General features: G+C 41.0%; 10 protein-coding genes. 4 read left to right on the top strand and 6 right to left on the bottom strand.

Annotation, left to right across the window (positions count from 1 at the left end; genetic code table 11):
* Nucleotides 1-6: 6 nt before the first annotated feature.
* The 3 genes from NIES592_RS03260 to NIES592_RS03250 form a co-directional block, all read right to left on the bottom strand.
* The gene (locus tag NIES592_RS03260) at nt 7-795 is read right to left on the bottom strand and encodes an HAD family hydrolase (RefSeq protein WP_062248679.1); all 789 of its coding nucleotides are present in this window, start codon (nt 793-795) and stop codon (nt 7-9) included.
* A gap of 292 nt (nt 796-1,087) precedes the next feature.
* On the bottom strand, nt 1,088-1,951 hold the full coding sequence (locus NIES592_RS03255; RefSeq protein WP_062248681.1) for a metal ABC transporter permease: 864 nt from the start codon (nt 1,949-1,951) through the stop codon (nt 1,088-1,090).
* Nucleotides 1,952-1,963: 12 nt separating this feature from the next.
* The gene (locus tag NIES592_RS03250) at nt 1,964-2,782 is read right to left on the bottom strand and encodes a metal ABC transporter ATP-binding protein (protein WP_073554893.1); all 819 of its coding nucleotides are present in this window, start codon (nt 2,780-2,782) and stop codon (nt 1,964-1,966) included.
* Between the two features lie 76 nt (nt 2,783-2,858).
* Here NIES592_RS03250 and NIES592_RS03245 point away from each other — a divergent pair, with 76 nt between their 5' ends.
* Complete coding sequence (locus NIES592_RS03245) at nt 2,859-3,929, top strand: metal ABC transporter substrate-binding protein (RefSeq protein WP_073554892.1); 1,071 nt, start codon at nt 2,859-2,861, stop codon at nt 3,927-3,929.
* A 344-nt stretch (nt 3,930-4,273) separates the two neighbouring features.
* Entirely contained in the window at nt 4,274-5,518 is a 1,245-nt protein-coding gene (locus NIES592_RS03240; RefSeq protein ID WP_073554891.1) for a DNA cytosine methyltransferase, read from the top strand.
* 146 nt (nt 5,519-5,664) lie between these two features.
* Here the strand turns inward: NIES592_RS03240 and NIES592_RS03235 are convergent, their stop codons facing one another.
* Together NIES592_RS03235 and NIES592_RS03230 are read right to left on the bottom strand one after the other, a co-directional pair.
* Nucleotides 5,665-7,890: an ATP-binding protein gene (locus NIES592_RS03235; RefSeq protein WP_073554890.1), complete on the bottom strand. Its 2,226-nt coding sequence runs from the start codon at nt 7,888-7,890 to the stop codon at nt 5,665-5,667.
* Nucleotides 7,891-7,952: 62 nt separating this feature from the next.
* Nucleotides 7,953-8,189, bottom strand: a complete 237-nt coding sequence (locus tag NIES592_RS03230; RefSeq protein WP_256678053.1) for a hypothetical protein — start codon at nt 8,187-8,189, stop codon at nt 7,953-7,955.
* A 76-nt stretch (nt 8,190-8,265) separates the two neighbouring features.
* Here NIES592_RS03230 and NIES592_RS03225 point away from each other — a divergent pair, with 76 nt between their 5' ends.
* Nucleotides 8,266-9,432: a cysteine desulfurase family protein gene (locus NIES592_RS03225; RefSeq protein WP_073554889.1), complete on the top strand. Its 1,167-nt coding sequence runs from the start codon at nt 8,266-8,268 to the stop codon at nt 9,430-9,432.
* A gap of 34 nt (nt 9,433-9,466) precedes the next feature.
* Here the strand turns inward: NIES592_RS03225 and NIES592_RS03220 are convergent, their stop codons facing one another.
* Nucleotides 9,467-10,756 (bottom strand): S41 family peptidase, encoded by a 1,290-nt coding sequence (locus NIES592_RS03220; protein WP_073554888.1) that lies wholly within the window; start codon nt 10,754-10,756, stop codon nt 9,467-9,469.
* A 418-nt stretch (nt 10,757-11,174) separates the two neighbouring features.
* On the opposite strand from NIES592_RS03220, the gene NIES592_RS03210 reads away from it, so the two are divergent.
* Nucleotides 11,175-12,476 (top strand): FAD-binding oxidoreductase, encoded by a 1,302-nt coding sequence (locus NIES592_RS03210; protein WP_073554886.1) that lies wholly within the window; start codon nt 11,175-11,177, stop codon nt 12,474-12,476.
* The last annotated feature ends 12 nt before the right edge of the window (nt 12,477-12,488 follow it).

The raw sequence follows: 12,488 nt of genomic DNA, 5'->3' as shown, positions 1-12,488 counted from the left end.
CAAAATTTATTCTACTAACCATTTGGAAAAATCTTGCCCAAATTTGGAAAGTGATAATAGCTGAATACGTGGATCATTTTGGGTTGTAGTTTTTTCTAAGGGAGTATTATAACCCCAATCTGCGAGGAAAAGTTTTACCTCCTTGAGGTCTAATTGTTGGTCTACTAGTTGCAATGTTTTTAATCTGTCTTCCACAAACCAGACTGTTTCTTGTGGTACTTTGTGTAATTGAATTAATTCTCGTAAAATTTCGTATTTAGGACGTCTTACTTCTTTACCAAAAATTTCTTTTGATCCTAATTCTATCCCTTCTTGGTGCAATAATTGCTGAACAAAACGTCCTTCTTTCGTGGAGATAATATATAGTTTGGTTGTAGTGGTAATAGTAGCTTTAAGTTTGTCAATTACACCTGAATAAAATCGATGCAAACTCAACCAACCTTCTAAATCTGTAGCAATCCATTCATCGCGTAATTTATCTAATTTTATGCTAATTTCTCTGGCATTCAGATGATCTGCTAGCAAAATTTTCTGGTTAATACTGTGCCAATCTTGGAGAATTTCTGCTTCTGTAATTCCCTCTAACAAGGCTTTAACTAAAATAGGCATTTCCCAACCTGTTTCAATTACGGGTCTGAGTCGGTAAAATTGAGAAGCTAAACCATCTGGTGGCGTTTCGTGACTAGGAAACCACACTTGGCAATAAGTACGCCATGCTACCTCAAAATATTCAATTAACCCATCACAAATTACACCATCAAAGTCTAGGGCAAGAATTGAGGGAATGTTTACCATTGTTTTTTGAGATTAATGTTGCTGTTGTCAGCTTAGCGTATTCATGAATTCAAATTTCGCATTTTTATATGAATTCATCGAAATAAATCCTAGCCAGACAAAAAACTTCTAAATAACGAACACAGATGAACCATCAGTGTGCATCAGTGTGCATCGGTGTTCGCCCTTACAAAAAAAATACTGGACCGTCGAAATAATTTGAAACCACAACAAAAAACTTCTAAATAACGAACACAGATGAACACAGATGAACACGGATAAATCATTGCTGTGTATTTGTGTATATTAATTCTCACTCTTGATTTTTTAAATGTCTATAATTGAAAACACCATGTTGAGGACTAAATAATAAAGCTAAGACGAATAATCCCGATACCACTAAAACGATCGCAGGACCAGAAGGTAAATTATAAAAGTAACTTAAATACATGCCACTGATACTAGAAATAACCCCAATCACTGCGCCTAATATCATGACTTCGTGTAGGCGTTGCACTAATAAATAGGCAGTAGCTCCTGGTGTAATTAATAGTGATAATACTAAGATAACACCAACGGCTTTCATACTAGCGACTATTGTTAAAGCAATCAACAGCATGAGTCCAAAATTGAGGCGATTCACTGGTAACCCTGCTGCTTGTGCGCCTAAAGGATCAAAGGTGTAAAATAGCAGTTCTTTGTAGAGTAAAAAAACAACTATAAATACTATGGCTGCAATAATAGCTGTATCCCTTACATCCAGTATAGTTACGCCCAGAATATTACCAAAAAGAAAATGATTGAGGTCAATTTTATTTTCTTTTTGAATAACAGTAATTAAAGTTACACCCAGGGCAAAAAATGCCGAGAATACTATTCCCATGGCGGCATCTTCTTTGATAGGCGATCGCATCCTAATCCAGGCGATGCATACTGTACTCAAAACACCTGCAATAAAAGCCCCGATAAAGATGTTAGCACCTAACAAAAATGCGATCGCGAGTCCAGGTAAAACAGAGTGGCTGATTGCATCACCCAGCAAAGCCAGGCGTTGTACCATCAAGTAGCTACCCACAACTGCACATAACATCCCAACCAAAATGGCGATAATCAGCGATCGCTGCATAAAGCCATATTGTAAAGGCTCAATCAACGCTTGCATTAATTCAAAATTCATAATTCATAATTTTTAAGCTGCCTCTTTCCAAAAGATTACATTACCACCGTAGGCGCGAGACAAGTTTTCTTGGGTTAACACCTGTTGTCGAGAGCCCATAGCGATTAATTCCCGATTTAATAAAATCAATTCATCAAAATGAGAGATTGACTCACCTAAGTCATGATTGACAACAAGAACTATTTTGCCAGCGGTGGTGAGTTCACGGAAGACTTCAAAAATCACTGACTGAGTTTTCTGATCGATACCTACAAAAGGTTCGTCAAAGCAAAAAATTTCTGCTTCCTGTGTTAAAGCACGTGCTAAAAACACTCGTTGTTGCTGTCCACCAGAAAGCTGTCCGATGGGGCGATTACGGTATTCACTCATGCCTACTCGTTCTAGTGCAGTTTTTGCTACTTGACGGCTCACCGTACTAAAACCACGTAACCAGCCTGTTTTTTTCACCCTTCCCATCATCACTACATCCCAAACAGTAGCGGGATAAGTCCAATCAATTTGACTGCGCTGGGGTACGTAGGCGACTTGATCTAGTTGCTGCATTAAGGGTTTACCTTTATACAGTATTTTGCCGCTACTGGGGACTAATCCCAACATTGCTTTCATCAACGTACTTTTACCAGCACCATTAGGACCAAAAATACCCGTGAGTTGTCCTGGTTTGATGAGGCAATTTATATCTCTGAGGGCTTCCACTGCTCGATAATACACGCTTAAATGAGCAATGGAAATGGCATCACTAGCATTATTTTCAATAACTTTTGTCTCTTTACTAAGTATTTCTACTTGTTTCTCTTGCGGTTGGGTTGGGTGTAAAAATAGCATTTCCATAATTGTGTTTTTATAATTCTTACTTCAGCTTACTATAAAAATGAAAAGAAAATGAAAATATCTATAGCTAGGAATAATGTTTGACATAAGTAAAGTTAATACGATAGGCAAAGGAATAGAAGCAGAAGAAAGACATGGGGGACAAGGGAGAAAAATATTTTGCTTGTCGCCATTATCCATTTGTTCCCTGGGTCGGCAAATCTGCCAAAATGCTTGTCTAGTGATACTTTTACCGCTTGTTTTATTCGGCTGTACGCCACCAAATTCCAACTCAAGGGCGGATGACAAGCCGCAAGTTGTGGCAACCAGCACAATTATTGCTGATATGGCTGAGGAAGTTGGAGGAGATGAAATTCAATTAACGGGAATTCTCCAACCGGGTACAGATCCCCATGTCTACGAACCTAGACCACAAGATAGTAGATTGTTAGAAGAAGCAGACTTAATTTTGTATAACGGGTATAACTTAGAACCTGGACTCATTAGGTTAATGAATGCTGCTGGCACAAAGGCGCGGAAGTTAGCGGTGGGGGAAGTAGTCAAACCATTACAGCTAGACAAAGGTAAGGGTGAAGTAGTACCAGATCCGCATGTTTGGGGTGATGTGAAAAACGCGATCGCGATGGTAAATGCAATTCGCGATGCCTTAATTGAGTTATCACCCGAGGACAAAGCCGAATTTACCCAGAATGCACAGCAACTAACTACAGAATTACAACAATTAGATAGTTGGATTAGCCAGCAAATTCAAACGATCCCTCCAAATCAACGCAAACTTATAACCACCCACGATGCATTTCAATATTACGGACGTGCTTATCAAATTGCGATCGCAGGTACGCTGATAGGTATTAGCACTGAAGAACAGCCCAGCGCCCAAACTGTCAAGCAACTAGTAGAGTCAATCAAAAAAATTGGTGTTCCAGCGATTTTTGCGGAAACGACAATTAACCCAAATTTAATCCAGACAGTAGCACAAGAAGCAGGAGTGAAGTTAGCACCACGTCAACTCTATTCTGATTCCATAGGTGCTAATGGAAGTGAGGGTGATTCTTATATCAAAATGATGGTGGCAAATACACGGACTATTGTAGAAGCATTAGGAGGAAAGTATACACCGTTTTCTGCTGAGACACAGGGAAAATAGATTTGAGGTGGGGAGTGTGGGGAGTGTGTAGACGCGTAGCGGCTTCCCGTAAGGGTGGAGTGTGGGGAGTGTGAGGAATGTGAGGACTAAATATTAACAAACTAACCACTAACCACTAACCACTAACCACTAACTACTAACCACTAACCACTAACAACCAAAAATCAACAACCAACCACTAGGATCATTTTCAAACAAGTTGCGGGTAAACTAGACCATACCAAGAGTAATCAAGCAAATCATCGAGACTAAATATTTCCTTCTGCCACAGCGCTCCTTGTTCGCCCACAGGTGGCGAACCCACGCCTCCTCTGCCTTCTGCTCTCTGCTTTCTTGTAAATTGGATGGCTAGCAAACAAAGACCTATAGGTGTAGATTTATTCGCAGGTGCGGGTGGGATGTCCCTTGGCTTTGAACAAGCGGGCTTTGACGTGCTTTGTGCTGTTGAGTTAGACCCAATCCATTGTGCAACCCACATGTTCAATTTTCCTTATTGGTCTATTTTGTGTAAGAGCATCAAAGATACGACAGGTGAAGATATTAGAAACTGTTCTGCTATTGGTAGTCAGGAAATAGACGTTGTATTTGGTGGATCGCCCTGCCAAGGGTTTTCTAATATGGGTCGTCTAATGCTTGATGATCCTAGAAATTTCTTAGTAAAAGATTTTATCAGAATAGTTTTAGAGCTACAGCCTTTATATTTTGTTTTTGAGAACGTTAAAGGTTTGACAATTGGCAAACATAAAAGTTTTTTAAATGAAATAATCGAGACTTTTAGTGAACATAACTATCAAATCCGTTTGCCTTGGCAAGTCCTGAATGCGGCTTATTACGGCGTACCACAAAATAGAGAGCGACTATTTCTCATAGGGGCAAAGAAAAATCTTTCATTGCCAGAGTATCCGGCGGCGTCTGCGATCGCGCCGTCATGTTGGGATGCTCTGAAAGATTTGCCGGAGGCTGAAGACTTTGAGGAATTACTATATAGTGATTGCGTGGAAACGAGCAAATGGGGCGCTCCGAGTAATTACGGGCGAGAGATGAGATGTTTAGACGATAGTAGTTGGCACTTTGGCTATCGAAGAAATTGGAATCCGTTTCTTTTGACTTCAAGCCTCAGAACTAATCATTCGCAAATCTCACGTACTAGATTCCAAACTACAGAACCGGGAAAGAAAGAGCCTATATCACGCTTTTTCAAGTTGCCGAAAAACGGATTATCCAATACTTTAAGAGCGGGAACTGACTCAGCTCATGGATCACATACTTCCCCCAGACCTATTCATTACAGTAGTCCTCGCTGTATTACTGTACGTGAAATGGCGAGATTACAAGGGTTTCCCGATTGGTTTCGTTTTCATAGCACAAAATGGCATGGTGCAAGGCAGGTGGGAAATTCAGTTCCGCCGCCATTAGCCAGAGCAATTGGTGCTGAAATCATTAAATCTTTGGGAATAAATCCAACAACTCCGGATGATATTTTGGAGCTTGGAGATCCCAAGCTTTTATCCATGAATATGAAACAAGCTGCAAATTATCGGCAATTTACTATACCCACTAAACATATTATATCTGACTATAGTACTTAAGCCAGCAAGTCACCCTTCTGGCTTAGATATCCAGATACTCTCATAAATACTTGATAGTAATTTTTCAAACAAAACCGCTTTAAATTTTTCATTTTCACCCAACCTCAATCGCTACTATGACTTACACAAAATTTATTTGTGCAGACTTATGAATAAGCAGATACTTGGAGTATGGGAAGTTCAATCAAAAACTCTGCTCCCTGTCCTGGTTGAGAATAACAAGAAAGCTTTCCACCATGTTTTTCTGTAACAATTTGGTAGCTAATGGCTAAACCTAAACCAGTTCCTTTACCAACTGGTTTAGTAGTAAAAAACGGATCAAATAACTTGGAACGTACTGCCTCGGTGATACCAGGGCCATTATCTTTAATACTAATAGTAACAGTCCGGTCTTGAGCAGCTGTCGAGATCCAAATTGTACTGGCTTGAGCTTGAATTTCCTCCAGTGTATGGTTGCGATCGCATTCTTCTAATGCATCTATGGCATTGTTGAGAATGTTCATAAATACTTGATTTAATTGTCCTGCATAGCACTCTACTAAAGGTAATTTTCCGTACTCTTTGATCACCTGGATTTCGGGACGATCTGGGTTAGCCTTGAGACGGTTGTTCAAAATCACCAATGTACTATCGATACCTTCATGAATATCAACTTCTTTTATCTCAGCTTCATCTAACCGCGAGAAATTTCGCAATGACAACACAATTTCACAAATGCGGTTTGTTCCCATCTGCATTGACTGGAGTATCTTAGTTAAATCCTGCTCTAAAAAGTCAAAATCTATTGCTACAAGTTCCTCTTGAATTTCTAGAGGTGGTTCGGGTAAATATTTTTGATAGAGCTGCACCAAGTGTAGTAAATCCTGAGTGTATTCCTCTACATAAGTAATATTACCGTGAATAAAATTAACTGGATTGTTGATTTCATGGGCAATTCCTGCCACCATTTGACCAAGAGCTGACATTTTCTCACTCTGCACCATCTGCGCTTGGGTGTAGTGCAGTTCTGCAATTGTTGCTTGCAATTCAGCTGTGCGTAGTTCTACACGTTGTTCGAGTTCAGCGTTAGTCTTCTCTAATTGTCGGTTGGCTGTTTCTAAGGCTGTAAAAGATTCTTGCAACTGTCTACACATGTGGTTAAAGGATTGAGCAAGAATTTCTAACTCAGAGATTCCTTTGACTTCCACTAGGCGATTTAATTTTCCATTGGCAATTTCCTGACTTGCCTGACTCAAATGTAATATAGGTTGAGTAATCCAACCAGATGTATAAATTCCAACTATCGAAGCTACTACCAAAGTCAACAAGCACAAGGCGATTGTAGTACGGGTATTGGCGTTGATTTGTTCCATAAAATCAGCTTCGGGAATAGTTACAACCACAAGCCAGTCCAAACCAAATTGATCGCGCCAGGGAGTGACTTTGACAAATTGGCGATCGCCCTTAAAATCAAACGTTAACTCCTGCTGTTGTTGAATCTGCTGCAAGTTTCCCAGCTGTTGCTTTAAATACTTAGCAGTAGCTTGAATTAGAGGATCACGGCTATCAGTTGCAGCCAATCGTTTGGTTTGACCATTAACTATCACATAGGGTTTTTGGTTACTGGAATTGGCAACTAGTAACCCGTTGCGCTCAATAATAAAAACATTATCATTTTGGTTGATCTGAATTTGCCGCAAAAAATCACTGATATTCGATAGCAGTAAATCAATGTCAAAAACAGCGACTAATTTACCATTTTTGTCATAAATAGGATAGCCAGCAGAAGCAGCAATGTAACCAACCTCACCATCCCAAGTATTAACGCCACTCCAAATTGGTTTACCAGCTTTTACCGTATTTACATACCAAGGTTGTGCAAAAGTATTGTAATCATACGTACTAAGTAGTTTTGTTCGGTTCCCTTGAGCATCTGTAGCGTAGGAATAAACCTTAGAAATTCCATTAACAGCTCTAGGAAATAAATCTATTGTGCTAGCTTGACTACCTGGATAATTACCAGAACCAGCCCCTTGACCTGTAGCTAGAGCATAACCATTATAGCCCAAATTTTTATAGAGCTGCATCTGTTTCCAAAAGTATTTTCCGGCACGTTCAAAGTCTTGTAAATCAAGTAACCCCGTGTTTACAGCATCCGCGTTCATTTGATTAATTTGATGCGGAATCGCTAGGTAGGTATTCAAATGCTGATTGACTAGGCTGTTGGTTTTGTTCATTACTTGATCAGCAAGTTCGTTGACTGCTTTCTGCCCATTTTTAAAAGATAGATATCCGACTAAACCAACAGAGGTAGAAATTTGAACTACGAAGGGAACTATTAAGATCAGTCGTAAAGGAACTTTTAAAAAGCCCCGGGAACTAGATAAATTCATGTTTCCATTAAATTTAGTAACATCGACCGAATCTTCAGCCGAAGTTATTATTCCCAGATTCGTTAGTCAATTAATACTAGTACTATCCTAGTTAAATAATCACCGAAACATTTTTGCAGAGAAGTATCTGTATTGATTGCCACCGTATGATAGTCAATCTCTAGTAGTTGCTGGCAAAGAACAGCTAGTAATTTTGGGTTAGCTATTTTGCCGAAAGTTGCGATCGCATTTGGAATTATTATCGAGTTTTCATTTCTCAATGCCAAAATGGTTGAAAAATTGACCTGATTAATTTGCACTTTTAAAGCGCGAAAATGAATTATACAAAGTTTTGAGTATATTAAAAAAGATAAGTAAAATTTTAATTGAATAACTATGTCTCATCGTCCTATCTACCTCGATAACCACGCCACCACACCTGTAGATGAACGGGTACTAGCAGCAATGCTACCCTACTTCACCGAACATTTTGGCAACCCTTCCAGTATCAATCATATTTACGGTTGGGAAACGGAAGCAGCTGTCAAAAAATCACGAGAAATTTTAGCGACAGCTATCAACGCCACACCAGAAGAAATTGTTTTTACTAGTGGTGCAACAGAAGCGAATAATTTGGCTATCAAGGGAGTTGCAGAAGCTTATTTTCAAAAAGGGCAGCATATCATTACTGTTGCCACTGAACATAGTGCTGTACTTGATCCTTGTAAATATTTGCAAACTCTCGGTTTTGAAATTACAATTCTGCCTGTTCAAAAAGACGGACTGATAGATTTAAATGAATTAGAAAAAGCCTTTCGTTCTGACACAATTTTGGTTTCTGTTATGGCTGCTAATAACGAAATTGGCGTCTTGCAGCCATTAGTAAAAATTGGTGAAATGTGTCGTGAGCGTGGTGTAATTTTTCATAGTGATGCTGCTCAAGCTATTGGTAAGATTCCTTTAGATGTCCAGGCAATGCAAATTGACTTGATGTCGCTGACAGCACACAAAGTCTACGGTCCCAAGGGGATAGGAGCGTTGTATGTCCGGCGTCGCAATCCCAGAGTGCAACTAGCTCCCCAGCAGCATGGCGGTGGCCATGAGCGGGGAATGCGTTCTGGTACTTTGTATACACCGCAAATCGTGGGATTTGGTAAGGCGGTGGAAATAGCTGTGCAAACACAAGCTACAGAAAACCAACACCTCACCCAACTCCGACAGAGATTATGGGAGCAGCTTTCTGTGTTAGAGGGAATTCATCTTAATGGTCATCCTACTCAACGACTCGCAGGAAATTTAAATATTAGCGTTGAGGGAGTGGATGGAGCCGCTTTGCTGTTAGGCTTACAACCAATCATGGCGGTATCTTCTGGTTCGGCTTGTTCTTCCACAACGACTGCACCTTCTCATGTTCTGACAGCATTGGGACATCCAGAACAGTTGGCTTATGCGTCGGTGCGATTTGGTATTGGTCGGTTTAATACAGCAGAGGAGATGGAACGGGTAGCAGAACACATGATTTCTACGATTCAAAGTTTAAGGAAACAAAGGACATTGGTGTGATAATTTAGAGAGTATTTAAATGCAGAGTCTGTACTTAGCTAGTTTGTTTGATGGCTGCTAGTACAGTTTCTATGGCTCGTTCTTTTTGTGGATCTGCACCTTGAGCGTATTCTAATGGCAAGGGAATGTTGATATCTGGTGCGACTCCTTTACCTTCTAACCTTTGATTGCCGTTTACGAGTACATCTGCAACTGCAACGTAAAGTAAGCTACCATCTTCCATAAAAAAAGGACGACCAGCAACTACTGCTCCCGCAGTCTTTGTGCCAATTACAGGGCCTATTTTGTGTTGCTGAAAGCCGTAGGCGTAAATTTCTTTGCTGCTTCTGCTTCCTTCGTTGATTACCATCGCTACCGGCTTTTTCCATTGGGATATATAAGTATATTTTTTGCCATTGCGAGAAATACTGGTAACAGTTGGGCCGGCTTCAGCAGTGAAGAGGTTAAGAGAATTAACATCTCCCCCACCCCAGCCGTCTCTAAAGTCTAAAACTAATCCATCTGCATCTTTGAGGCGACCATAAATTATTTCTGATTGCAGCTGCTGTTGATCTTCGTTGGCTGCGTGTGACCAAATATGAATATAACCGATTTTTTTACCTTCCCGTTGTATAGTCTGGATGCTGGCTTGCTGAGCATCGATAAACATGGTCTTGGCATCAAAGTTTTTGGGTGCGATCGCAATTTCTGTTTGACTGCTGGGTGTGGCTGAACGCTGAATTAATAATTTGACTTCTTCTCCTGCTTTTCCCGCAAAGGATTTTATGGGTTGGTAGGGGCAACCATCGACACTGAGAATTTGATCACCAATTTTTAAGCCAGCTGCGGCGGCGGGACTTTTTTCCAGAATATTGCTGACGAAGGTTTTACCGTTGATGTCTTTGGTAAATGCACCTATGTCAGTGTATTCTATTTTGCCTTGAGGGAGGAATTTGGGTAGCTGTTTTTGTAATTCACCACTTCTGGGTACAAAAATGCCTAAAATCTGATAATAAGCAGGTTCTTCTCTAGTGTAGTAGCGGGTGTGAGAAGTTTGCAATTCACTAAGCATTTGGTTAATAGTAGCTGCAAATTCTTGGCTAGACTTGGCTTGTGCAGCTTGGGATTTATACTTTTCCCGCATCGCTTTCCAGTCGACACCGTTAAACTTTGGATCGTAAAAGTTATCGTTGACAGTTTGCCAAACTTGTTCAAAGATTTTAGTCTCTGGTTTAGCGAGTATCTTCGGTAATGGCGAGGCGATCCAAAACAGGAGTAATACTGAAAAGCTCATCAGCATTACTGCAAAGAATTTAAGTAACCCAGAGAGTTTAGGTCTTTTCATCATGCGGTTTTCCTTTTGCGTCTCAGATTGGGTGAATGTCCAATGGGCGCAGGCTTGTTAAATTTAGAATTAGGCAGAGAGAGCAGGGGTGGATTCGCCACCTGTAGGCGAACAAGCAGCAGCGTGGCAAGATGGTAGTTATGTTGAAAATAAATTTTTGCCCTCTGTCACTTTTCGTCGTCAACACAAATTGATTCTTCTATGACTTCTGTGCGATCGCCAGCAACTGGTATTTCGTCACTCTAAAAGCTAACTTTAGATGGATTATGGGTTTGCTTCCCGTTTCCTGATCCCTATTTTCAAGACAGTAATTCACTACCTTGCCATGAACAATTTTACCGCTTCTGCTATCTGCCTTCTTTACAAAGAAATGGTATGAGGTACAGTATTTCATGGAGACAAACATTGACAAAAGCTAATGCCTAGCGAACAAGTCCCCTTACGTAACCGTACCTCTAGTCTTGCATCTATCGTTGGTGAAAATGCTTTCTACGCCTGGGAAAAGATAGCACCACCTCAACAAGAATCAATATTACAGGCGATCGCTTCTCAAACTCCTCCTAGTTGTATTGTCTATCCGGAAACTACCGAACAGCTAGCACAGGTGATCAGGGAGGCTAACCGCAACAAATGGCGTGTTCTTGCTTGTGGTAGTGGTAGCAAACTTAGTTGGGGTGGTTTAGTTAAGGGGGTTGATGTTGTAGTTAGCACAGAACGCCTGAATCAACTGATTGACCATGCTGTGGGTGATTTAACGGTGACAGCAGAAGCAGGGATGAAGTTCTCTGAACTCCAAGGGATTTTGACTAAAGCTAACCAATTTCTCGCCCTTGATCCAGTCACACCATCAGCTACTTTGGGTGGAATTGTTGCAACTGCTGATACGGGTTCCTTGAGACAGCGTTACGGGAGTGTGCGTGATCAATTACTAGGGATTACTTTTGTTCGTGCTGATGGTCAAGTTGCTAAAGCTGGGGGACGAGTCGTCAAAAATGTCGCTGGATACGATTTGATGAAACTGTTTACAGGTTCTTACGGCACATTAGGCGTCATTAGTCAAGTTACGTTTCGTGTCTACCCAATTCCGGAAATCTCTGCAACGGTTGTACTGACGGGTAAGGCGGAGGATGTGCGCCAAGCTGCTGCTATTTTGCGTAATTCGGCGTTAACGCCTACTCAGGCTGATTTAATCTCAAACCAACTGGTGTCTGAGTTAGGTTTGGGTACGGGGATGGGGTTGATTATAAGGTTCCAAAGTATTGCTGAGAGTGTGAAGGAACAGTCAAATCGGTTGGCGGAAGTGGGGCAAAATTTGGGTTTGCAAAAGGCGATTTATGCAGGGGCTGATGAAGCTGATTTATGGGAAAGATTACGAGAATCTATCCATTTTGCTGGCGGTGAGTCGGCAATTATTTGCAAAATAGGAGTGTTACCTACTGCGGCGGTTGAAGTTTTGACACGGGCGCAAAAGGGTTTAATTCATATGGGTAGCGGTTTGGGGATGTTACGGTTTGAGGGTGAGAAGGGATTGGTGGAGATGCGATCGCTCTGTGAAAATCATAGAGGGTTTCTAAGTGTGTTGACTGCGCCTGTGGGGGTGAAGCAAAAATTGGATGTGTGGGGTTACACTGGCAATGCTCGGGAGATGATGCGGCGGATTAAGTTGCAGTTTGATGACAAGGGTATTTTAAGTCCTGGTCGCTTTGTGGGTGGGATTTAGGAAACGAACCGC

This window comes from Fischerella major NIES-592, from assembly GCF_001904645.1.
GTDB classification, from domain to species: Bacteria; Cyanobacteriota; Cyanobacteriia; order Cyanobacteriales; family Nostocaceae; genus Fischerella; species Fischerella thermalis.
The sequence above is the reverse complement of the archived record's forward strand: the minus strand, read 5'-3'. Positions and strand labels throughout refer to the sequence as shown.